The organism is Mycobacterium intracellulare ATCC 13950 (assembly GCF_000277125.1).
GTDB classification, from domain to species: Bacteria; Actinomycetota; Actinomycetes; order Mycobacteriales; family Mycobacteriaceae; genus Mycobacterium; species Mycobacterium intracellulare.
Genome location: NC_016946.1, coordinates 570,655 through 592,861, shown reverse-complemented (window position 1 = coordinate 592,861; position 22,207 = coordinate 570,655). Strand labels below are relative to the sequence as shown.

Here is a 22,207-nt window from a genome sequence, read left to right as displayed (position 1 = left end):
GTGCCCATGGCGTCGATCTTCACCAAGATCATCAACCGCGAACTGCCCGGCCGCTTTGTCTATGAGGACGACGACGTCGTGGCGTTCCTGACGATCGAGCCGATGACCCAGGGACACACCCTCGTCGTGCCGCGCGAAGAGATCGACAATTGGCAGGACGTCGACGGCGCGGCCTTCGCCCGGGTGATGGCCGTGAGCCAGTTGATCGGCAAGGCCGTCTGCAAGGCCTTCAGGACCGAACGGTCGGGCCTGATCATCGCCGGACTGGAGGTGCCGCACCTGCATGTGCACGTCTTCCCCACCCGCAGCCTCAGCGACTTCGGCTTCGCCAACGTGGACCGCAACCCTTCACCGGAATCGCTGGACGAGGCCCAGGCCAAGATCAAGGCGGCCCTGGCTCAGTTGGCGTGAACCGCGTGCTGCGCGTGGACGTCACTGATGCGCGGCAACGTCACCCGGAAGCAGCAGCCCTCGCCCGGCGCCGTGGTCACGCTGACGACACCGCCGTGCGCCCGCACCAGCGACTCCACGATGGATAGGCCCAGGCCGGTCCCGCCGCTCGCGCGCGCCCGCGACGAGTCGGTGCGATAGAAACGCTCGAACACCCGCGACGCGTCCTGCTCGCTCATGCCGGGGCCCTTGTCCGCCACTTCGAGGACCGCGTCGTCGCCGTCGGTGCCGACCCGCACCGTCACGTCGGCGCTTTCCGGGGTGTGCTGCAAGGCGTTGGCGATCAGATTGCTCAGCACCTGCCGGATGCGCGCTTCGTCGCCGAGCACCTCCGGCGTGCCGGGGCCGTCGAGGACCTTCATGGTGATGGTTCGCCCCGGATCGATCGCCTGCGCGTCGTGCACGGCGTCGCTGGCCAGCGCCAGCAGGTCCACCCGGTTGTGCTCGAGCGGTCGTTGCACGTCGAGGCGGGCCAGCAGCAGCAGGTCGTCCACCAGCAGACCCATCCGGGAGGCCTCGCTCTCGATCCGCGACAACAACATGGCGACGTCGCGGGCGGCGCCTTGGCGATACAGTTCGGCGAAACCGCGGATGGTGGTCAGCGGGGTGCGCAGCTCGTGGCTGGCGTCGGTGATGAAGCGGCGCATCCGGTCCTCGGAGCCGCGGGCCTTCTCGGCCGAGGACTCCGAGGACGCCAGCGCTTGCTGAATCTGCGCCAGCATTCCGTTGAGGGCGAGCGAGAGCCGGCCCACCTCGGTGCGCGGATCCCGTTCTGGGACACGGCGATCCAACTGGCCGGACGCGATGGCCGCGGCCGTTCGTTCGACTTCGGCCAACGGCCGCAGGCTGCGCTGGACGACGGCGAAGCTGGCGATCCCGACCAGGACCAGCACCCCCACCCCGATGGCGACCTGCAGCCAGACCAGTGAGCGGAGAGTGTGCTGGAGGTCGGACAGGTCGATCGCGACGGTCGTCAAACCCTGTGGCCCGCGCACCGATACAGCCCGCCAATGGATGTTCGAGCCATTCACCGAGGGCAGCGTCGTCGGGTTGGGACCCACGTCGTTGTTGGCCGGGAGCGCCGGTTCGGCGTTGCGGTCGTTGATGGCGGTGAAGGGGATGCCGTCCGTGCCGACGCCGCGCACGTAGAACTTCGACGGTGGCCGGCCCGGGTCGGGGCCCTCGTACGGCGGCGGTGACTGACGACGCGGGGCCAGCGCCCAGCTGTGGGATGCGTCGAGCAGCGTCTGGTCGATGCGGCTGATCTGACTGTGCCGCAGGATCGACGTCACCGCGACACCGGAAACGGCCAGGCCGCACGCGACCAGCAACAAGGTGGCGGCGACGAGCCCTATTCGGAGCGGCAATCCGCGTCGAGGCTGAGTGACCATCTACCCAATTCTTCGCTACCGTTGACGACCGCGCACGCGCTCAGCGCGGTTCCCGCAACACATAACCCACGCCGCGCAGCGTGTGCAGCAGGCGCTTCTCGCCGGTGTCGATTTTGCGCCGCAGGTACGACACGTAGGACTCGACGACGTTCACGTCGCCCCCGAAGTCGTAGCGCCATACGTGGTCGAGGATCTTCGGTTTGCTCAACACCGTGCCCGCGTTGATCACGAAGTAACGCAGCAGCGTGAATTCGGTCGGCGACAGCGACACGGGCTGACCGGCCTTCCACACCTCGTGCGTTTCTTCGTCGAGTTCGATATCGGCGAAAGTCAGTCGGGCGCTGCGTGGTTCGGCCCCGCCCTTGCCGGCGCGCCGCAGGATGACCCGCAACCGCGCGACGACCTCTTCGAGGCTGAACGGCTTCGTCACATAGTCGTCGCCCCCCAGCGTCAGGCCGGCGATCTTGTCCTGCAAGGAATCCCGCGCCGTCAAAAACAGCGCGGGGGCGTCGATGCCGTCGGCCCGCAACCGTCGCAACACCCCGAACCCGTCCATGCCGGGCATCATCACGTCGAGGATGACGGCATCGGGACGGGCTTCGCGCGCCCGGTCCAGCGCCTGGGCGCCATTGGTTGCCGTGTAGACCTCGAAGCCCTGGAACTTCAAGCTGACCGAGAGCAGTTCGACGATGTTGGCCTCGTCGTCGACCACGAGGACGCGGGCCTCCGGTTTGGTGTCGCTGGGAGTTTGCGATGTCATCAGGTGCTGCTGTCCCTTACTTGAAGTTACCTATGGAAAAATTGTGTGATTCCTGAAAGCTCAGTGTCAACCGTCTGTTAGTAGTCTGCCAGGCATCGGCGCGTTGCCTTGAGACGGATCGGCCTTTTCGCAGGCCGCGCCGTGCATAGACTCGAAGAATGAACCTCGCCAAAAGCATCGTGTCGGCGGCGACCGCTCCCGCGCGGGTCGGTCTGGCCGCGGCGGATGCGGGTCTGGGCGTGGCAAGCGCGGCCGTTGGCGTGGCGAAGCGGGCTTTGGGCGAGAACGGGTCCGCCGGCACCAACCCGATGACGTCGATGCTGGGTCTCGACGACGCGCTCGTGCGCGCCAACCGGCTGGCCAGGCTGCTCGACGACGACGCCCCGCTGGGTCGGGCGGTGGCCCCGGACGGGCCGCTCGATCGGTTGCTCCGCCCGGGTGGGGTCGTCGACATGCTGACCTCGGAGGGCGGCCTGCTCGACCGGCTGACCGCCGAGGGCGGCGCCTTGCAGCGCACGCTGCAGCCGGGCGGGCTTGCCGATCAGCTGGTCGCCGAGGACGGATTGATCGAACGCCTGCTGGCCGAGGACGGGCTGGCCGACCGCCTGCTCAGCGAAGGCGGCCTGGTCGACAAGCTGACCGCCAAACACGGGCCGCTGGACCAGCTCGCCGACGTCGCCGACACCCTGGCGCGGCTCACCCCGGGGATGGAGGCGCTCGAGCCCGCCATCGCCACCCTGCAAGACGCCGTCATCGCGCTCACCATGGTGGTCAACCCGCTGAGCAACATCGCGGATCGGATCCCGCTGCCGGGGCGCCGGCGGCCCTCGTCACGGGCGGTGCGCTCGGCGCGCGTGATCGACACCGACCAGTGACCGGTTAGGCCTTTACGCCGTAAGTGTCGGCGGTGTGATTGTTGGCATGCGTTGGTGCAGAACACCTTTCGCCGACGGCCGTCGAAATCGACTCCGCACCTGCGACAAACCGTGGACATAAGGCGACGCTATCGGTGAGTACCGACAGGAATGGAGCCGCGTGAGAGACTCGAACTCTCGACATCCGCTTTACAAGAGCGACGCTCTACCAACTGAGCTAACGCGGCCTGGGTGGCTCGACAAGCCACGACGATTCTACGGCAGGGGTGATGCCGTCCGAGCTACGCGTCGACTCGAGCCGGCGGAGGTGCGGGTGTAGGGCGGGAGCCCGCGAAACGGAGCGCTTTGGTAAGCGCTCAATCCTGCGTTGGCGCGCTCAACACGCCCTGCCATCGCCGTGGTCGTCGTCCTCCTCGTCGCCCCAGTAGGCCCATTCGGGAAGCGGCGTGTTGGGCATGGCGCCCAAAGCGGATGCCTCATACCCGGGTTGACCACCGGGTCCCTTCCACCGCGGATCCAGTCTGTTCGCGCGTGAACGTCTGACCCCGCGGGTGATCACAGCGACGGTGCCTCCGACGACGAAGGCGATCAGGGCGACTTTCAGTACCAGAAATAGCAGGGTCACGGTTGCATGCGCTCCACGCCGCGTTGAGGTAACACCCTGCAGGGCAACGGGTCTCGATCCGACGCGGGATGGCGTCCCGTCCGGATCACGGGTGGCCCGGAAGGTTGTCCAGATCTCCCTGGATGTCCCGCAGTTTTCCTTCGATGGCCTGCAAATCGGAGAGGGCATCCTGATAGGACGGCTGCATCTCGTTTGAGGCAGAGGGTAGGGACTGGGGGCAGTACGCGACGATGGCGCCCGCGGTGACATGGGTGCTTTGATCGGCGTCCCAGATCGACGATCGCTGCACGAACCCGACCGCGTCGGAAAAGTTGTGTTGGTGCGCCAGGAAGTCGCAGACGGCGTGCCCCTGGGCCATCACGTAATCCTGGCTGGGAATCGGCACGCCTTCGTGCTTCAACGCGGCGATGAACGCCGTGTCGGCTACGCCAATCCGCGGGGCGGGTGCGGGGGGAGCCATGCGAGCGGGTGGCGACGCGACCGGTCGACTGGGTGACGACGCGGCCGGCGGCGGGGCTTCCGTCGGCTGCGCCGATGAATCCTGGTGGCGGACGGCGAATATGGCGATCGCGGCGGCGGCGATCGCCACCAGTGACAGCGGCAACGCCGCCACCAGGCCCAGCCGGCGCAGCACGCCGCTGGGCCTCAGGAGCGTGACCGTGTCGTGCCGGGGCCGGGCGGCGGCGACCGCCGGGGTTTCGGGGGCGCTGGGCGCGTTCACGAGCGTCGCCCCGGTGCTGTGGGCCAGGAGCTCGTCGAGCAGTTCGTCGACCTCTTGGGACGACGGCTGGCCACCCTGCTCGCGGATCGATCGTCGCCCAAGGGCGATGCGCCGCAGTTCTGAGTCGATCGTCTCGCGGTCGCGCATATCAACCAGTTTGAGCCTTCATCGGCATTGATGTCACGCGCTCGGATGCGACAGACTCGCTGTGAGGCGAACCAGCCGGAGCCGTGGGGGATCGAGGCGATGGACGGATGTGATGACTGTGGGCCGTAACCGACGCGCCGCGCCGCTCGTCCTCGCCGCGATCATGGTCGCGTTCGCCGGTTGTTCGGCGTCGCATCCCAAAAATGCCTCCCCGGCGGCCACGACGACGTCCGCCACCGCGGCGCCGACCCGGGTGGTGCCCGTGGATTCCGGGATGCCCGGCGGCGCGCAGCCGCTGCTGGCGGCGGATCCCGTGCAGCTGGCCGACGACCTCGTCGCCGACGAGCGCGCCCTGCGCGACCCGGGGACCGCGGAGCCGGCGCTGACGGCGGCGGCACACCGCGAGCAGGCGGCCTACCGGGCCATCGCACGCCATCCCGAATGGGACGCGACGACGCGCCCGCGCATCCCGGCAGAGCTGGCCGAGGTGTACGACCGCAACGTCGACGCCCGTCGGCAACTCATCGCGCTGACCCCGGTGCGAGACACCCTGCCGGCGTGGCGCATCGAGCCGCCGGCCCCGGCCGACGAGCTGCTCAGCGACTACCACCAGGCGGAGTCCGAATCCGGCGTCGGCTGGAACTACCTGGCCGCAATCAACTTCATCGAGACCCGTTTCGGCAGCATCGTGGGCGCGAGCACCGCCGGGGCACAGGGCCCCATGCAGTTCTTGCCGTCGACGTTCGCCGGTTACGGACAGGGCGGCGATATCCACTCCCCGCGCGACAGCATCCTGGCGGCGGGCCGCTACCTGGCCGCCAACGGCTTTGCCAACGATCGGGATCGCGCCATCTACGGCTACAACCACGCCGGCGAATACGTGCGCGCGGTCGACCAATACGCGGCGCTGATCGCGGCCGATCCGGCCACGTTCACCGCGTACTACCGGTGGGACGTCTATTGCCGCACCACCGCGGGCGACGTCGTGCTGCCCATCGGCTACGACGCGTCGTCACCGATCCCGGCCGCGGACTACGTGGCGGCCCACCCGCAGTAATACGCGCTCAGTACAGGGGCACCCAGACACCGAAGAACCAGTAACCCCAACCGCCGTACTGCCAGTTGAAGACCGGGACGACGGTAAAGGTGTTGTAGTTGAACGGTCCGAAGTCCGCCCGGGCCACCAGCACGTCACGCGGCGGTCCGGCCCACGGCCGGTTCCACCCACCCGGAGGCGGCGGACCGTTCCAGCCCCCGGGGGGCGGCGGGCCCACCCAGTGCGGCGGCGGGTGGCCCGGGGCCGGGCCGTCGTTCCAGCCGTAGTTGTGCGGGCGCGGCGGCGGGGGTGCCCCGTGGCCCACGACGCTGAAGCCGGTGTCGAGACCCACCGGCCCGCCGATCTCGGCGTTGCCGCTGGCATACACCCCGCGCGGCGGAATGTACGGCGGGTGCGGCGGCTGCGTGCTCGGGGGGTTGAGCGAGGCGTACCGCTGCCGCTCGTTCCCCGGCGGATTCTGCGTGTTCGCCGGGGCGTTGGTCTGCCCGCCCTGCGGCGGGTTCTGACCGGGCTCATTTGGCGGGGTGTTCTGCCTCGGCTGCGGCGGGTATTGACCGCGCTCATTCGGCTGCGGGGCGTTCTGCCCGCCCTGCGGCGGGCCGTTCTGCCCGCCCTGTGCCGGCGGGCCGTTCTGGCCGCCCTGCGCCGGCGGGCCGTTCTGGCCACCCTGCGCCGGCGGACCGTTCTGGCCACCCTGCGCCGGCGGACCATTCTGGCCACCCTGCGCCGGCGGACCATTCTGCCCACCTTGCGCCGGCGGACCGTTCTGCCCACCTTGCGCCGGCGGACCGTTCTGGCCACCCTGCGGCGGGGTGTTCCCCCCGCCCTGCTGACCGCCGTGGCCGCCGGGCTGTCCACCCGGGCCGCCCGGCGCGCCGGGGTTGCCGCCCCCGCCGCCGCCACCACCACCACCGCCGCCACCGCCGTGGCAGCCCGGGCAGGGCGGAGGCGGGTCAAGTGGCGCGGAGTAGGCCGTCCCGGCGTTCAGGGTGGCCATGGAGATGCTCAGGCCGGCGGCCACCGCGGCAGCGCCGACGACACGTTTCATAGACATAGCTGCGTTCCCCTCGGGTGTCGATGGCCTGCGCTACGGGCAGGTGACGTCCAACTCGAATGACTTGGTTACCTGCTGCGGTTGCTGCGGGTTGCTCATGTCGACACCCGTAGCGGTGCCCTTGATCGCCCACGTCTTGCCGTTGACCGCGGCCCCGGCACTGCCGCCCTGGTTGGGCGCGGCGTCGGAGAAACCGAGCGCGACCCCGTTGACGGTGCCCAGCCCGACCGAATGGACCAGGGGCGGATTGCCATTGCTGACCACGGCGCCGAGCCCGGCGGTGGGGTCGCCGATGCCGATGTTGGTGTTGTCCCCCGCGGCGGTGCAGGTGACCTGCCCGCTGACGTTCTGGTTCTGGCCGTCGACGATCACCAGCGGACCTGCCGCACCCGCCGGCGAAGACGAGCCGGACGGCGACGTACCGGACTTGTTGCTCGAACACCCCGCGCCGGCCGCGATCACCAGGGCCACACCGGCAACGCCGGCTACGATCCCACGCTTCACTACTGCTTCCCCTTCGTGTCGCCGGTTCCGCTGCTTCACCATGGCGTCGGTACCCGGTACGTCAGAATTGCAAACGCTACGACACTCACGGGAGAACACGCAGGCCCCACCTGTCCAGCAGCGGATTGATCAGCATGAAATAGGTCGTGTAGTCGTCACCGTCGGGCGAGGACATCAACAGACCGACGGCGCTCACGGTGCCGTCGGGGTTCATCACGAAGCCGGGACTGCCGCTGTCGCCGTCCAGGCTGAACACGCTTGCTTCGACCACGTCACCGTCGATGCCTTTGATGGCGCCGCACGTCTCACCCGTCACCGCACCGATCTTGCAGAACGGCATACCGGGTTGAATCTGCGCGTGGCTCAACACATCCCGAACCTGATACCTGCCGGCTATGTCGCCCACCGGCATGCCGATGCTCGGCTCGAGGCGGATGATCGCGGCGTCCCGCTTGGCCCCTTCATGCTCGCTGGCCGAGATCTTGCCGAGCGGAGCATCGTTGCCGTACGTCCACTCCGCGCCATCGTGCGAGTCGCAATGCCCGCTGGTCATCAGGTAGTAGCTGCCGTCGGCGCCCTGTGCCGCGAAACCCGCTGTGCACCTGCCGGATTCATGATCGACTCCCATGCCCGGTGCCGGGGGCGGCGACGGCAGGGCCGGCGGCGGCGCCGCCGCAGCGGTTTTCGCCAGCGTCGTCGCGGCCACCAGCACGGCCCCAACGAGTCCCAGCCCCCGCAACCACGGCATGTTCACGCCGTCCCCCTCCGTTTGTGCCGGGCAGATAGTAACAGCGCCACTCGCCTCGAATGCGCTGGCGGCCAGCCGGTTCCGCGCGGCCGGTTCATCCGGCGTCGACGTGCCGGGCAAGGAAGTCCAGCACGGCGCCAGCGAAGATGTCGTTGCGATCACCGGCGACCATGTGTCCCGCGCCGCGGACATCGGTGAATTCGACTTGGGGAAAACGCGCCAGGAATTCGTCGGCGCGCTCCTGGCTGACGAGGTCGCTCATCTGCCCGCGCACCAGGAGCATCGGCACCCCGCCGCGCAGGATCGCCTCCACGGCCGCGTGCATCCGATCGGGGTCGGTGACCTCGAACGGCGGGAATGCCGCTGTGCCGCTGATGAATTGCGGATCCCAGTGCCAATACCAGCGGTCGCCGCGGCGACGCAGGTTGGTGGTCAGGCCGTCCAGATCGGTCGGTCGCGGCCGATGCGGGTTGTACTCGGCGATCGCGTCGGCGACTTCGTCCAGTGAGCCGAACCCCGATTCCACCCGCTCGGCCATGAAGGCATGGATCCGGTTCGCCCCGGACTGGTCCATGTTCGGGACAATGTCGACCAACACGACCGCGCTCGCGATGCCCGGGGACAGCTCCCCGGCGAGCAGCATCGATGTGAACCCGCCCAGCGAGGCACCGACCAGCACCGGTCGCGGAGGCAGCGTGCGCAGCACCTCTTGGACGTCGCCGGCGAAACTGACGACGCGATAGTCGCCGTCGTCCGACCAGTCCGATTCGCCGTGGCCGCGCAGGTCGACGGTGACGGCCTGCCACCCCCGCGCGGCGACCGCGGCAGCGGCCTTGCCCCACGAACGGCGCGTCTGACCGCCGCCATGCAGGAACACCACCGCGCGCGCATGAGGATCCCCGAGTCGGTCGGCGACGATCTGGACCCCACCGGGACCCCGGATCGTAAACGGTTCAGCTGCCGTGGGCACCAGGTGATACTAAGGCGCCCGCTACCGGCGCCCGCGTTCGCTTGACGCCAATGGCGTGCAGCGGCGTCAATTTAGAGGGCGGGCGGCGCCGCAGCGACGGACCGAAGCGAAGGAGAAGGCATGCATCTCGACGAGTACATGTCGCTGGATGCGACCTCCTTGGCCGAGCTGGTCGAGCGCAAGCAGGTCACCCTGGCCGAACTGCTCACGTTGGCACGACAACGAGCGGACGCGGTGAACCCGCACTTGAACGCCATCGTCCGTCGCCTCGACACTGTCGCCGACGCCCGGGCCGCCGATCCGAGCCTGAAGGGCCCGTTCGCCGGTGTTCCCTTCCTGCTCAAAGACCTGGGCCAGGAGTACCGCGGCTTTCCCACGTCGTGCGGATCGCGCTCGCTGGCCAATGAGGTAGCCGACCGGCACGCGTTGATCACGCAGCGGTTTCTGGACGCGGGCCTGGTGATTTTCGGGATGACCAATACGCCCGAATTCGGCGCCAAGGGTGTCACGGAACCCGACTATTGGGGCCCGGCCCGCAACCCGTGGAACATCCGGCACACACCAGGCGGCTCGTCGGGCGGATCCGGTGCGGCGGTGGCCGCCGGCATCGTTCCGGCCGCCGGGGCCAACGACGGTGGCGGGTCGATCCGAATCCCCGCCGCCTGCAACGGACTCGTCGGCCTCAAGCCCAGCCGGGGCTTGGCTCCCTACGGCCCGCAGACCGGCGAGATGCTGTTGGGGATGGCGACCCAGGGGGTGGTGTCGCGCACCGTGCGCGACAGTGCCGCGCTCTACGACGCGATCGTCGGGCACCACCCGGGTTCCGCTTACCGAGTTGCGTTGCCCGACAAGCCATTCAGCGAGCTCGTAAAGCGTCGTCCGGAGCGGTTGAAAATCGGGTACTCGGCGCGCTCGGCGATCAACCCGCGGCCCAGCGCCGAGGCCGTCGCCGCGGTCGAGAAGACGGCGGTGCTTCTGGGCGAATTGGGCCATCAGGTCGACGAGGTCGCGCCGCCGTACGATGACGCCGCGTTGGGCCGTGACTTCCTGACCATCTGGTTCGCACAGCTTCACCACCAGGTCGCCGACATCAAGCGGCGAACCGGCGCCCGCGACAGCGACTTTGAGGCCGACACGTTGGCCGTCAGCGAACTCGGCCGATCCGGTGGTGTCCTGGCGGTCATGTCCGCGCTGGAAAACAGGAACAACTACATCCAGTCCCTGACCGAGTTTCACGGCGCCTACGACTACTTCCTGACCCCCACTCTGGCGACCCCGCCCCTGGAGGTGGGTGCCACCGCGACGTCGGCGGTGTTGCAGCGCGCGGCCCGAGTGATCAGCAGGCTACGCGCGGGAAAACTCATGGGGCTCAGCGGAATTCTCGACGACCTCATCCAGGAGAGCCTGGGCTGGGTGCCCTACACGCAGCTGGCCAACCTCACCGGGCGCCCGGCGATCAGCGTCCCACTGCATTGGACGCAGAACGGCCTTCCGCTCGGTGTTCAGTTCGTGGGGAAGCTGGGCGCCGACGGCGAGCTCCTCCAGTTGGCCGCCCAACTCGAAGAGGCGAACCCGTGGGCTCACCGATACCCGGCCCCGGGCACGAATTAGCCGCCGCCGCCAGAGGTTTCAGCTGGCGGCTCGGTGCCCTGCTGGCCGCGCTGACCCCGCCACAACCCGGCAAACCGACGGGCGATGTCACCCAGCCGGCCCCCCGCATGTTGGGAAGCTTTGATGCGGCCCAAGGTTTCCCGGCCTTCCTTCGCGTAGTCCTTGACCGATTCGTCGCCTTCCTCGGCGCGCATGTCTGTCCTCCGATCCTGCTCGGTCGCGTTTGTCATTCCGGAGTTTGACGCTCGGGCGGTTCCGATGGCGTCAAGCGCTCCGGCGGTTCGGTCGGCGTGAGCCGTTCGGGCGGTTCGGTGGGCGTGAGCCGCTCCGGCGTCTCGCCCGGTGTCCCCGGCTCGGGTGGCTCTGAATCGCCTGGCCGCTTCGCCGAAGGCGGCCTGAGGTCCGTATCGCCCATGCTCAGTCCTTCGATCGGCTCAAACCCCGCGTACCCGCCGCACCGGGACCTCCAAACGCCGCCGGGCTGGAAAAACGCCCCGCGGCGCACCGGGTGCCGGGGGCGGCCCGGCCGCTTACACTCCAACCGTGGTAGGTCTGGCGCAAACGAGGTCGGCAGTGAAGAAAGTCCCGCTCGGCATCGGAATCGCCGTCGTCGTGTTGCTCGCCGTCTTCGCGATACCGATCAAGCAACGGTGCGGGGCGCCGGGCTACCCGTGCGCGTCGACGCTGGACAACGAGGGCAACACCCACTACTACTACGAGGTCGAACCGGCGGGCGTCTACCTCGCTGAAATCGTCACGGGCACCAACATCACGCTCTTTTACTCCGCGGGCGAGGACCTGGTCAAAGCCCGATAGCACTGCAGGGAGACGACATGCGCATCGGCGCAACTGCCCGGATCACGGCGGCCGTCGGGGTGCTCGCAGCGTCCGTGCTGCACCCGAACGCGCCGGCACTCGCCGCCGTGGGCCAACGCCCCTGTAGCGCAAATGCGTTGTGCGCCAACGCCCCCGCGGCCGACGGCGGTGACCAGGCCGCCGCCGAGCGTGCGATCATCGACGGCTACGTCAAGAAGCAGGTCGGATGCACGCCGACCATGCCGCCCCACCCGGTGTCGATCGCGTGGGATCCGCCGGGCTTCACGCCGGGGGTCGGCGGATCTGGCCTCATCCACGATGCCAACCCGGCGCTGGGCGGCCAATACCGCGCCGACTACGTCGACGGTCGATGGCGCATCGAGTACCTGTACTGCTGACGGCGACGGTTTGCTGCCGGTCCCGGGCCGTCGATGCGGTGCCCGATATCCGTGCGGTAACAAGTTCGGCTCGATCCGTCTCGCGCTCGAGACCGGGTGGGGGTCATCCGGGGCGCACGCCGGCACCGCCCGACCAAAACAGGCAGGTAGATCGGCGATCGCGACCGCGAATCGCGCCGAGCGGGCCCGCTGATTCCGGTGACGGCGGCCGCCGGCGGGCGCTCTCGATTGGGGCCTTCACAGCTGGCTAACGCATACTTGTCACCATGCTCGAAGCGACATCGCCGCTAACCGCCGTTGCGGGGCCCGGTGATGCGCTGGGTGTGGGCAGAGGTTTGTGATGGCCCGCTCGGGCGGCGCCCATCGCCGTCATCGAGCCGTCCGTCAGCCCTCTCGATTCCGCAAAGGGCTGACGCGCACCCTCGGCGCGCTGGTTTCCGTGGCGGCCGTCGGGCTAACCGGCGCCGGGTACTACGTGGCGCACGGCGCGCTGGGCGGCATCACCGTTTCCAACGCCCTGCAGCCCGACGATCCGCGGTCCAGCGGCGACAACATGAACATCCTGCTGATCGGCCTGGACTCGCGCAAAGATCAGGACGGCAACGACCTGCCGTATTCGATCCTCAAGCACCTGCACGCGGGTGATTCCGACGACGGCGGCTACAACACCAACACGCTGATCCTCGTGCACGTCAGCGCCGACAACAAAGTGGTCGCGTTCTCGATCCCGCGCGACGACTGGGTGCCGTTCACCGGGGTCCCGGGATACAACCACATCAAGATCAAAGAGGCCTACGGGCTGACCAAGCAGTACGTCGCGCAAAAGCTGGCCAACCAGGGGACGAGCAGTCAGAAGGAGCTCGAGACCAAGGGCCGCGAGGCCGGGCGGGCGGCGACCCTGCGCGCGGTGCGCAGCCTGACCGGGGTGCCGATCGACTATTTTGCCGAGGTCAACCTGGCCGGTTTCTACGATCTGGCGCAGACGCTGGGTGGCGTCGAGGTGTGCCTGAACCACGCCGTCTACGACTCGTATTCCGGCGCCGACTTCCCGGCCGGGCGCCAGCGACTGGACGCGTCCGAGGCGCTGTCGTTCGTCCGGCAGCGGCACGGCCTGGAGAACGGCGACCTGGACCGCACCCATCGGCAGCAGGCGTTCATCTCGTCGGTCATGCAGGAGCTGCAGGCCGCGGGCACCTTCACCAACATCGACAAGCTCAAGAACCTGATGGCGGTGGCGCGCAAGGACGTGGTGCTCTCCTCCGGCTGGAATGACGACATGATCCAACGGCTCGGCGGGCTCGCCGGGGGCAACCTGGAATTCCGGACGCTACCGGTGGTGCGCTACGACAACATCGATGGCCAGGACGTCAACATCGTCGACCCGGCCGCGATCAAGGCCGAGGTGGCGTCGGCGATCGGCACCGACGCACCGACCACCGCGCCCACCACCACGGCCGTCAAGCCCGATCCGTCCACCGTCGTCGACGTGGTCAACTCGGGCAGCATGAGCGGGCTTGCCACCGAGGTATCACGCGCGCTGAAGAAGAAGGGCTACACCCCCGGCCAGGTCCGCGACCGCGAGTCCGGCGAGCCGACCACCAGCTCGATCGCGTACGGCGCCGGCGCGCAGAGCGATGCGCGCAACCTGGCCACCATGCTGGGCCTCGACGCTCCCAGCCAGCCCAGCCCCGGCGTCCAGCCCGGCCACATCCGGGTGACGGTGGACACCAACTTCTCGATTCCCACACCGGACGAGACCCAGATGGACGACGTCACGAGCACCAGCACCACCACGTCGACCAAGGCCAAGACCTACTACTACAACGGCACCACCACGACGTACCCGACGCCCGATCAGGGGAAGCCGATCGACGGCGGCGGCGTGCCCTGCGTCAACTAGGCCATCAGCTGTGCGTGCCGCCGTCCATGCGGATCTCGGTGCCCGTGATCCAGGCGCCGTCGTCGGATACCAGCATGGCGACCACCCCGGCGACCGCTTCGGGTCCGGCCATTCCCGTGCCGCTGGACTCCGTCGTGGTCGGCAGGACCGGCATGAGCCGCGAGAACAGCGCCCAGTCGGCGTCCTGCGGGATGTATCCGCCGGTGGCATCGGTGATCCCGGACTTGATGCTGCCCGGCGCGACGCACGCCGCGCGCAGGCCCTTCTTGGCGTATTCCAGCGCCAGCGAGTGGGTGAAGGCCTGGATGCCGCCCTTGCTCGCGGCGTAGGCGGCCATGTAGGGATGGGCGAACGAGGCCGACGTGGAGCTGAAGTTCACGATCGCGCTGCGCGGGTTCGCCAACAAGGCCGGCAGCGCCTCGCGCACCACCAGAAACGTTCCGGTCAGGTTGACGCCGACGATTCGGTTCCAGAGTTCGAGGGTGGTGTCGTGAGTGTGCGCGGCCCGCAGGATGCCCGCCGCGTTGACCACCGAGTCAAGCCCACCCAGCCGCTCGACGGCCAGGCGCACCCCGTCGACCACCGAATCCTCGCTGCCGACATCCATCGGCACGGTGCTCAGCCGGTCGGCGGTGCCGGTCTCTTGCGCCCGCGCACGCGTGGTGTCCAGGCCCTCAGCCGCGATGTCGGAGGCCGCGACGGCGGCGCCCTCGTCGAGCAGGCGCAGCGCGGTCGCCTGCCCGATCCCCGACGCGGCGCCGGTCACCAGGATCCGCTTGCCCTCGAGACGCTTCATCGCTTCTCCCGTTCACTAGGCGCGGCGACGGGTCAGGGTGCCACCACCCCGCGCAGCGCTTCCTCGCCGTACATCTGCACCATCATCGACGAGTAATCCGGGCCGCGGCGCAGAATGTGTCCCCCGTCGACGTTGATGCACTGGCCGGTGATCCATGCCGCCGCGTCGCTGAGCAGGAACATGGCCAGGTTGGCCACGTCCTCGACCTCACCCACCCGCGGCAGCGGGGTGCACAGCGCGTAGTCGCCGCTGATCTCGGGTGACTGGATCACGCTCGCGTCGACCAGATCGGTGCGGATCAGGCCCGGCCGGATGCTGTTGACCCGCACCCAGGACGGGCCGAGTTCGTCGGCGGCCAGCATCATCATGTGGTCGATCGCCGACTTGGTGACCCCGTACGGCCCGAACCACCGGTGGGTGTTGCTGGCCGCGATCGATGAGATCCCGATGAACGAGCCGCCCCCGCCGCGGACAAGCTCGCGCCCCACGTGCTTGAGCACGTACATGGTGCCGTTGACGTTGAGGTCGACGGTGTTTCGCCACGCCTCCGAGTCGGTGTGGGTGATCGGCCCCACCGTCAACGAGCCACCCGCGCAATGCACCGCGCCGTGCAGCCGGCCGTGCCAGGCCGTCGCGGCGTCGACCGCCCGGGCCACCTCGTCCTCGTTCGTGACGTCGGCGGGCTCATAACGAATCGAGCCCTCGCCGGGCAGGGCTTCGATCTCCTTGACGGCCCCGGCGAGTCGATCGGCGTTGCGGCCGACGATCATGACCGAGGCGCCCGCCGCGACCAGCCCGGCGGCCACGCCTTTGCCGATCCCGCTACCCCCGCCGGTGATCAGGTATGTCCGGTCTTGGAAAGAAAGCTGCACGCGAGGCCCTTTCAAACTGGAACAGGTTCTAGCTATAGAAGCATGTGCCCTCGGGGGGAATATCGCTACCCCCGGTCTCGTTAGGTCCTCGGCTGCGCGGCGCTACGGCGTATCGCGGCGCGCCACCTTCGTCGGCTTCGCGTCCCGCCAATCCTCGACGTGCGGAGGCTGGCCGACCGGCCACCGGTTCTCGTTGAACGCCGCCCAATGGGCATGCCCCAGCAGGTGCACGTGGAAGGCGTGCCGCAGCGCCTCGGTGTAACCCATCGCGTCGGAGGCGGCGTTGACCGAATCCTTGATGAGCAGCGACGCCATCGTGGGCCGCTCGGCGATGCGTCGCGCGAATTCGAGTGTCTTTTCCTCTAATTCGTCGACAGCGAAGACCTTGGACACCATGCCCAGCCGGTGCGCCTCGTCCGCGTCGATCGAATCACCGGTCAGCAGCAGCTCTTTAGCCTTACGCGGACCGAATTCCCAAGGGTGAGCGTAATATTCGACACCCGGCATGCCCAACCGGACCGCGACGACGTCGCTGAACTTCGCGTTGTCGGCGGCGACGATCAGGTCGCAGGCCCAGATCAACATCAGACCGGCCGAGATCGCGTTGCCCTGCACCTGAGCGATCGTGATCTTGCGCAAATCGCGCCAGCGGCAGGTGTTTTCGAAAAAGTAGTGCCATTCCTGGTGGTACAGCTTCTCCATGATCGGCTCGAGCGTGGCCCCGCGCGAGCGGAAGCTCGGATGCTGCCCGGGCCCCGGTGCGCGCTCGGCCAGTGCCTGCTCGGAACCCAGGTCGTGTCCGGCGGAAAAGTTCCTGCCGCGCGCCGCCAGGATCACCACGCGAACGGTGTCGTCGGCCTCGGCGCGGCCGAAGGCCTCGTCGAGCTGGACCAGCAGGCCGCGGCTTTGCGCATTGTGGGCCTCGGGCCGGTTGAGCCAGATCCGCGCGATGCGGCCCTCGTCGAGGGTTTCGTAGGCCACGAGCTCCGGGGTGTTGGCGTCGGCCGCCCCGGTGTCGGCTTGCTCGGAGACTGTCATTCCGCCCACCTCGTTCGTCGTTGATTTGGCCTTGTTTACAGATTACGGCCAGTGTGTAACCGGGCCGCGCCGGGGGGACGCGCCGCGAGCCCTTGATCGGCGGCACGCCCCGGCCGGTCGTGTCTTCGCGAGCGGCGCGGCGAGTCCCTGCAAACCAGCCATAAATGCGCCCGACGCCCGTTAGCTGGTGAGACGGGCTGCGGCCGATCACGCGCGTCGCCTACAGTTAAGTCATGCCTACGAAATCTGATCCTGGCGAAATCGGCGACGTCGAGCCGGTGGCGGACAGCACTGCGAGCCAGGCCAGGCGGGTCGTCGCGGCGTACGCCAACGACGCCGACGAATGCCGGGTCTTCCTGTCCATGCTGGGTATTGGGCCGGCGAAACTCGACGCGTAAATGGCTCCCGGGGGAGGGCGAGGCTCCAAGGCGGCCAAATTCGGGGATTCCGACTTCGTCGTCGTCGCCAACCGGTTGCCGGTAGATCGGGAGCTGCTTCCCGACGGCAGCACGGCGTGGAAGCGCAGCCCCGGGGGACTGGTCACCGCCCTGGAGCCGCTACTGCGCCGTCGGCGCGGCGCGTGGGTCGGCTGGCCCGGTGTGGTCGACGAGGACGTCGACCACGAAGACGAGCCGATCGTCCAGGAGGACCTGGAACTGCGGCCGGTCAAGCTGAGCGCGGACGACGTCGCCGAGTACTACGAGGGCTTCTCGAACGCCACGCTGTGGCCGCTGTATCACGACGTGATCGTCAAGCCGCTGTACCACCGCGAATGGTGGGACCGCTACGTCGTCGTCAACCGCCGCTTCGCCGAAGCCACCTCGCGTGTCGCCGCGCGGGGCGCGACCGTATGGGTGCAGGACTATCAGCTGCAACTGGTCCCGGCGATGCTGCGCGAGATGCGGCCTGATCTGACCATCGGTTTCTTCCTGCACATCCCCTTCCCGCCGGTGGAGCTGTTCATGCAGATGCCGTGGCGGACCGAGATCGTCGAGGGCCTGCTGGGCGCCGACCTCGTCGGATTCCACCTGCCCGGCGGCGCGCAGAATTTCCTGTTCCTTTCCCGGCGGCTGATCGGTGCCAACACCACGCGCGGGGCGGTCGGGGTGCGGTCGCGGTACGGCGAGGTGGAGCTGGAATCCCGCGTCGTCCGGGTGGGCGCCTTCCCCATCTCCATCGATTCCAGTGCGCTCGACCAAACGGCCCGGCACCGCGATATCAGGCGCCGCGCCAAGGAGATTCGGGCCGAGCTCGGCAACCCCCGCAAGGTGCTGCTCGGGGTCGACCGGCTCGACTACACCAAGGGCATCGACGTTCGGCTGAAAGCCTTTTCGGAGCTGCTCGCCGAGGGTCGCGCCAAACGCGACGACACGGTGCTGATCCAGCTGGCGACGCCGAGCCGCGAGCGGGTGGACAGTTACCAGCAGCTGCGTAACGACATCGAACGCCAGGTCGGCCACATCAACGGCGAATACGGCGAAGTCGGGCATCCGATGGTGCACTACCTGCATCGGCCGGTCCCGCGCGACGAACTCATCGCGTTCTTCGTGGCCGCCGACGTCATGCTGGTCACCCCGCTGCGCGACGGGATGAACCTGGTAGCCAAGGAGTACGTCGCCTGCCGCAGCGATCTCGGCGGCGCGCTCGTGCTGTCCGAATTCACCGGCGCCGCCGCCGAACTGCGCCAGGCGTACCTGGTCAACCCGCACGACCTCGAAGGGGTCAAGGACGCCATCGAGGCCGCCCTCAACCAGCCCGTCGAGGAAGGACGGCGGCGCATGCGGTCGCTGCGCCGCCAGGTGCTCGCCCACGACGTCGATCGCTGGGCACGGTCATTCCTCGATGCGCTCGCCGAGGCGCGGCCCCATGACGCCGATTAGCGCGGATGCCCCGGGGACCCATGGTGTTGGCGCGCCAACGCTGTGATACTCGGGTGCAGCGTCGCACGCGAAGGAGAAAGAGTCACATGAAGCTCCGTCACGGACTGGCCGCGGGTGCCGCCGTCTTCACGGCTGTCGCAACGGGAATCGCGCTGCAATCCGGCGAACCGGCCAAGGCGCTCGGGCCGCCGGCGGACGGCACCTACGCCTACAACGAGGCGGGCGTCTCCGGGGTTACCTGGACCATCTCCGCACTGTGTGACCAGCCGTCCGGGACCCGGAACATGAACGACTATTCCGACCCGATCGTCTTCGCGATGAACTGCGCGCTGAACATCGTGAGCTCTACGAACGAGCAGATCAGCGCCGCCGACAAGCTGCAGAACTTTAGCGGCCGGGCTCGCATGTCCAGCATGCTGTGGACGTTCAAGGTGCAAAAGGACAACGGCGTGGCCTGCCCGGGCGGGGGCACCGCGCCGTCCACCGAAACCTTCGCGTTCAGCGACGAAACGATGAGCGGCACCCACACCACGCTGCACGGGCCGGTATGCGGGCTGCAGCCGGAGATGAAGAAGCAACCCTTTTCGCTGGCGATGACCGGACCGCCGCCCAGCCCGATCGAGCGTTACCCGTTGTACTGCAACGGCATTGCGATGTGCTACTGAGCTAGATCGGCGTGATGTAGGCGATCAGCCACTGCTTGCCGATCTTTTTGAAGTCGACCCGCAATCGGCTGCCGTCATACAGCGGCTGCCGCGACTTGTCGGTGACCGTCCGGTTCATGTAGACCATCACCGACGCCGAATTCCGTTGGGCGGACATGACTCCCACGCCCACGACGTTGGCCTGCACCACCACTTCGCGCTTCTTGGCTTCGGGAATGATCTGGGTGTTGGCGCTCTTCTGGAACTCCGCACGATAGTCGGGGGTCAGTAGCGGGTACGCCGCCGACAGGCTGCGTTCGACCGTTTGGTAGTCGTAGGCGAAAACCTCGGGGATTTCCTTGGCCGCCAAACCGGGCAGCACGGCACGCGCCGCCTGCTCACCGCGAACCTCGACCCGATCCCAATACATCCAGCCGGCCGCCGCGGACAACCCGACGAACGCCACGGCCAGAAGGTAACCCGCGACGATGAGCAGCCAACGCCGCCATCGCATCAATTACCCCCGTCTGGATACTTCAGGTCGTAGCCGCTCATGCGTCCGGAGTCGTCTTCGTGCACGATGACGCGCAACCGGTAGGGCATGGACGGCTTGTTGACGCCGTCGATGTCGGCGACGGTGACGCGCACCGACACCAACACGGACGCGTTATCGGTAACGGCGTCAATGCCTTCCAGCGCGGCGCCGTTGACGACGGCTTCCGATGTCGCGTTGGTGGAGCGGAACAGGCCCTTGAGATTCTCGACATTGTTGTTTGCGCTGAGCATCCCGCGCAACGGACCGCTGGTCCCGTTGACGAACCGGTTGACGCTCTCGTCGATGTTGTCCTGCTTGTAGCTGAACATGTTGACGACCGTCTGCGTCGCGGTGTCGACGAAGCGTTGGTCGCGCGCCTGCGCCGCGGCGGCGTGGCGGTGCTGGACGGCCAGGAGGGCCACGCACCCGGCCAACGCCCCCACCGCCACCAGTGCCGCCGCGAAGGAGATCCACGCCACCAGGGCGCGGTGCGGCTGGCGCCGCGGTGGCGGCTTGATCGACCGGAGGCTCCTGACGGGTTTCGCCGACGGCTTCGGCGCGACCGACACCTCCGCCTGGACCGTGACGTCCTGCGTCGACTCGCTCTTGGCAGGACCCGCCGCGCGCGAGGCTTTACGACGAGCGCGCGGCTTGGTTGTCTGTTCGTCTGTTATGGCAGCGTCCATTACAGAGGCCTTGGATCAAGCATGAGGTCCACCCAATTCTCGGCGCCGGAGGTTCCGGTGGCGCCGGCGGCGAAGATACCAGTGCCTCCTGCCGGATCGACAAACGCGCCGGTCTTCTCGTCATAGGTGGCATACGCCGGCCCGCTGGCCTGCGGCTGCCCGCCGGGCGGCGGGCCCCACGGCTTCTCCGGTCCGGGGCCCGGCGGCGGCGGGTTGATCCCCAGCGGCGGCGCCGGCGGGGGCAGCCACTTCGGATACGGAAGCTGCGGCGGCACCGGCGGCACCCCCGGCGGCTGCCACGACGTGAACGGCGGCGGCGGCCCGTTGTCGTTGGGCGGCGGCGGGGCGAAGGCCGGCTGGTGCGGCGCCGGACCGGGTCCAGGGACCACACCCGGCGGGGGCGGCCCGACCATCGGAGTGCCCGGATCTGGGTCGGCGTCCGGCGGGACGTACGGGAAGTGGTTGGGCGGCAACACGTTCAGCCCGTTGGTCATCGGGGTGTCGTAGGGCACCGGCGGGCCGCGCCACGGGTTGCGACCGATCGGCACGTAGCCCTTCGGGTCGCGGCAGAGCTGAATCGTGGGGGCGCGCTTCCCGGGGAACTCCTGGCACGGGTAGTTACGCGCGCCGCGCACGGTGCTGGGATCGTTCTGCGCGGTCTTGCAGTACATGTCCCTCGGAAGCTCGCGCACCGTCTCGTCGGCCGGGGTGCGCATCAGCGGCGGCGGCAGGAAGCCGACGGCGCACGGCGGCGGGTCGTTGAGGTCGAGCTTGAAGTCCAGCTTGGCGCCCTCGTCTTGCGGCCCGCCGCCCGCGGCGGTGGTGATGGCCGCGAACAACGCCGGCAACACGACGAGCAGCTGTTCGATCGACTTGTTGTAGATCACGCCCACCCGGCCGAGGTTGGCCAGGCTGGCGGCCAGGGTCGGGAAGTTGGGGCGGATGCCCGAGAACGCGGTGCTGGCCTCGTCGGTCGCGCCGGGGGCCGTGGCCAGGGTGTCGCGGAGCTGGGGGTCGGCCTGACGGACCTCGGAGGTGAACCGCGCCAGCCCATCCGAGAGCGACTTGATGTCGCCACCGGCGCGGATCTGGGCCTGCAGGAACGGGCCGGCCTGATCGATCAGCTGCGAGACCTGCGGATAGTTGGCGTTCGCCTCGTCCACCAGCAGCCGGGCCGACTCGAACAGCCGGGCGAGCTCGGGGCCTGACCCGTTGGCCGCAATGAACGTCTCGTGCAGCAGTTCACGCAACCGGGTGTCACCCAGGCTGTTGACCAGTGTCTCCGCCCGCTTCAACAGATCGGCGACGTCCTGGCCGATCCGGGTGTTCTGCCGCTCGATGCGGGCACCGTTGGTCAGCTTGCTCGACGCGGGCGAGCTCGGGGGCACCAGGTCGATGTACTGCTCGCCGACCGCCGACACACTCTTGACGGTGGCGGTGACGTTCGACGGGATGGCCGTCTCGCTGTTCAGCCGCATCTGGGCGATGACGCCGTTGGGGCTCAGCCCGACCGACTCGACGCGGCCGACGGCAACGCCGCGGTAGGTGACGTTGGCGTTCTTGTACAGGCCGCCGCCGGCAACGAAATCGGCGCTCACACCGTAGGTTCCGATGCCGAAGGTCGCGGGCAGCCGCAGGTAGAAGATCGCCATCACAGTCAGGGTGATCGCCGTGATCACGGCGAAGATCGCCAGCTGGATCCTGGTCAGTCTGTCATGCATGTGCGCCC

At 68.4% G+C, this 22,207-nt stretch carries 25 protein-coding genes and 1 tRNA gene; 10 read left to right on the top strand and 16 right to left on the bottom strand.

What is annotated here, in order from left to right:
• Positions 1 to 6: 6 nt before the first annotated feature.
• Positions 7 to 411 (top strand): HIT family protein, encoded by a 405-nt coding sequence (locus OCU_RS50870; RefSeq protein WP_009951974.1) that lies wholly within the window; start codon positions 7 to 9, stop codon positions 409 to 411.
• Here OCU_RS50870 and OCU_RS27940 read toward each other — a convergent pair.
• On the bottom strand, positions 399 to 1,841 hold the full coding sequence (locus OCU_RS27940; RefSeq protein ID WP_014381773.1) for a sensor histidine kinase: 1,443 nt from the start codon (positions 1,839 to 1,841) through the stop codon (positions 399 to 401). The genes OCU_RS50870 and OCU_RS27940 overlap by 13 nt on opposite strands.
• Positions 1,842 to 1,881: 40 nt before the next feature.
• Complete coding sequence (gene phoP, locus OCU_RS27935; protein ID WP_014379067.1) at positions 1,882 to 2,601, bottom strand: two-component system response regulator PhoP; 720 nt, start codon at positions 2,599 to 2,601, stop codon at positions 1,882 to 1,884.
• A gap of 158 nt (positions 2,602 to 2,759) precedes the next feature.
• Between phoP and OCU_RS27930 the strand changes: the two genes are divergently transcribed.
• Positions 2,760 to 3,476 carry a hypothetical protein gene (locus OCU_RS27930; protein ID WP_008263798.1) on the top strand — a complete coding sequence of 239 codons (717 nt, stop codon included), beginning with the start codon at positions 2,760 to 2,762 and terminating at the stop codon, positions 3,474 to 3,476.
• Positions 3,477 to 3,627: 151 nt separating this feature from the next.
• On the opposite strand, the gene OCU_RS27925 is transcribed toward OCU_RS27930, so the two are convergent.
• The 3 genes from OCU_RS27925 to OCU_RS27915 all read right to left on the bottom strand — a co-directional run bounded on the left by OCU_RS27925 (position 3,628) and on the right by OCU_RS27915 (position 4,969).
• Positions 3,628 to 3,703 (bottom strand) — tRNA-Thr (locus OCU_RS27925).
• A gap of 149 nt (positions 3,704 to 3,852) precedes the next feature.
• On the bottom strand, positions 3,853 to 4,101 hold the full coding sequence (locus OCU_RS27920) for a hypothetical protein (protein WP_009951978.1): 249 nt from the start codon (positions 4,099 to 4,101) through the stop codon (positions 3,853 to 3,855).
• A gap of 85 nt (positions 4,102 to 4,186) precedes the next feature.
• On the bottom strand, positions 4,187 to 4,969 hold the full coding sequence (locus tag OCU_RS27915; RefSeq protein ID WP_014379066.1) for a DUF732 domain-containing protein: 783 nt from the start codon (positions 4,967 to 4,969) through the stop codon (positions 4,187 to 4,189).
• 112 nt (positions 4,970 to 5,081) lie between these two features.
• Here OCU_RS27915 and OCU_RS27910 point away from each other — a divergent pair, with 112 nt between their 5' ends.
• Entirely contained in the window at positions 5,082 to 6,026 is a 945-nt protein-coding gene (locus OCU_RS27910; protein ID WP_193375129.1) for a lytic transglycosylase domain-containing protein, read from the top strand.
• Positions 6,027 to 6,033: 7 nt separating this feature from the next.
• On the opposite strand, the gene OCU_RS27905 is transcribed toward OCU_RS27910, so the two are convergent.
• The 4 genes from OCU_RS27905 to OCU_RS27890 form a co-directional block, all read right to left on the bottom strand.
• Positions 6,034 to 7,074, bottom strand: a complete 1,041-nt coding sequence (locus tag OCU_RS27905; RefSeq protein ID WP_014379064.1) for an MAP_0585 family protein — start codon at positions 7,072 to 7,074, stop codon at positions 6,034 to 6,036.
• A gap of 39 nt (positions 7,075 to 7,113) precedes the next feature.
• Positions 7,114 to 7,584, bottom strand: a complete 471-nt coding sequence (locus OCU_RS27900) for a lipoprotein LpqH (RefSeq protein ID WP_014379063.1) — start codon at positions 7,582 to 7,584, stop codon at positions 7,114 to 7,116.
• Between the two features lie 85 nt (positions 7,585 to 7,669).
• Positions 7,670 to 8,338: a S1 family peptidase gene (locus OCU_RS27895; RefSeq protein ID WP_008263784.1), complete on the bottom strand. Its 669-nt coding sequence runs from the start codon at positions 8,336 to 8,338 to the stop codon at positions 7,670 to 7,672.
• Between the two features lie 88 nt (positions 8,339 to 8,426).
• Complete coding sequence (locus tag OCU_RS27890; protein WP_029385077.1) at positions 8,427 to 9,302, bottom strand: alpha/beta fold hydrolase; 876 nt, start codon at positions 9,300 to 9,302, stop codon at positions 8,427 to 8,429.
• Positions 9,303 to 9,422: 120 nt separating this feature from the next.
• On the opposite strand from OCU_RS27890, the gene OCU_RS27885 reads away from it, so the two are divergent.
• Entirely contained in the window at positions 9,423 to 10,913 is a 1,491-nt protein-coding gene (locus OCU_RS27885; RefSeq protein WP_014379062.1) for an amidase, read from the top strand.
• Here OCU_RS27885 and OCU_RS27880 read toward each other — a convergent pair.
• Entirely contained in the window at positions 10,910 to 11,107 is a 198-nt protein-coding gene (locus OCU_RS27880; protein ID WP_014379061.1) for a hypothetical protein, read from the bottom strand. The two genes, OCU_RS27885 and OCU_RS27880, sit on opposite strands and share 4 nt — an antisense overlap.
• 379 nt (positions 11,108 to 11,486) lie before the next feature.
• On the opposite strand from OCU_RS27880, the gene OCU_RS27875 reads away from it, so the two are divergent.
• The 3 genes from OCU_RS27875 to OCU_RS27865 all read left to right on the top strand — a co-directional run bounded on the left by OCU_RS27875 (position 11,487) and on the right by OCU_RS27865 (position 14,027).
• Positions 11,487 to 11,729, top strand: coding sequence for a hypothetical protein (locus OCU_RS27875; protein ID WP_009955870.1), 243 nt, complete (start codon positions 11,487 to 11,489; stop codon positions 11,727 to 11,729).
• A 17-nt stretch (positions 11,730 to 11,746) separates the two neighbouring features.
• Positions 11,747 to 12,127, top strand: coding sequence for a hypothetical protein (locus OCU_RS27870; RefSeq protein ID WP_014379060.1), 381 nt, complete (start codon positions 11,747 to 11,749; stop codon positions 12,125 to 12,127).
• A gap of 340 nt (positions 12,128 to 12,467) precedes the next feature.
• Positions 12,468 to 14,027, top strand: coding sequence for an LCP family protein (locus OCU_RS27865; protein ID WP_026071455.1), 1,560 nt, complete (start codon positions 12,468 to 12,470; stop codon positions 14,025 to 14,027).
• A 4-nt stretch (positions 14,028 to 14,031) separates the two neighbouring features.
• On the opposite strand, the gene OCU_RS27860 is transcribed toward OCU_RS27865, so the two are convergent.
• The 3 genes from OCU_RS27860 to OCU_RS27850 form a co-directional block, all read right to left on the bottom strand.
• On the bottom strand, positions 14,032 to 14,823 hold the full coding sequence (locus OCU_RS27860; protein WP_014379058.1) for an SDR family NAD(P)-dependent oxidoreductase: 792 nt from the start codon (positions 14,821 to 14,823) through the stop codon (positions 14,032 to 14,034).
• 32 nt (positions 14,824 to 14,855) lie between these two features.
• Entirely contained in the window at positions 14,856 to 15,695 is an 840-nt protein-coding gene (locus OCU_RS27855; RefSeq protein WP_009955875.1) for an SDR family oxidoreductase, read from the bottom strand.
• Positions 15,696 to 15,797: 102 nt separating this feature from the next.
• A complete protein-coding gene (locus OCU_RS27850; protein WP_009955876.1) occupies positions 15,798 to 16,733 on the bottom strand; it encodes an enoyl-CoA hydratase in 936 nt (311 codons plus the stop codon).
• A 233-nt stretch (positions 16,734 to 16,966) separates the two neighbouring features.
• On the opposite strand from OCU_RS27850, the gene OCU_RS50865 reads away from it, so the two are divergent.
• The 3 genes from OCU_RS50865 (at position 16,967) to OCU_RS27840 (ending at position 19,278) form a co-directional block, all read left to right on the top strand.
• Entirely contained in the window at positions 16,967 to 17,131 is a 165-nt protein-coding gene (locus OCU_RS50865; RefSeq protein ID WP_008263763.1) for a hypothetical protein, read from the top strand.
• Complete coding sequence (locus OCU_RS27845) at positions 17,132 to 18,613, top strand: alpha,alpha-trehalose-phosphate synthase (UDP-forming) (protein WP_009955879.1); 1,482 nt, start codon at positions 17,132 to 17,134, stop codon at positions 18,611 to 18,613.
• A gap of 86 nt (positions 18,614 to 18,699) precedes the next feature.
• A complete protein-coding gene (locus OCU_RS27840) occupies positions 18,700 to 19,278 on the top strand; it encodes a hypothetical protein (RefSeq protein WP_008263759.1) in 579 nt (192 codons plus the stop codon).
• Between the two features lies 1 nt (position 19,279).
• On the opposite strand, the gene OCU_RS27835 is transcribed toward OCU_RS27840, so the two are convergent.
• Genes OCU_RS27835 through OCU_RS27825 form a run of 3 tightly spaced genes read right to left on the bottom strand, consistent with a single transcriptional unit; the run spans position 19,280 to position 22,199 of the window.
• Positions 19,280 to 19,771, bottom strand: coding sequence for a mammalian cell entry protein (locus OCU_RS27835; protein ID WP_008263757.1), 492 nt, complete (start codon positions 19,769 to 19,771; stop codon positions 19,280 to 19,282).
• Positions 19,771 to 20,478, bottom strand: a complete 708-nt coding sequence (locus tag OCU_RS27830; RefSeq protein ID WP_026071454.1) for a hypothetical protein — start codon at positions 20,476 to 20,478, stop codon at positions 19,771 to 19,773. Before OCU_RS27830 ends, OCU_RS27835 begins: the two co-directional genes overlap by 1 nt.
• Positions 20,478 to 22,199 (bottom strand): virulence factor Mce family protein, encoded by a 1,722-nt coding sequence (locus OCU_RS27825; protein ID WP_014379055.1) that lies wholly within the window; start codon positions 22,197 to 22,199, stop codon positions 20,478 to 20,480. The genes OCU_RS27830 and OCU_RS27825 overlap by 1 nt, the downstream gene beginning before the upstream one ends.
• Positions 22,200 to 22,207: the final 8 nt, after the last annotated feature.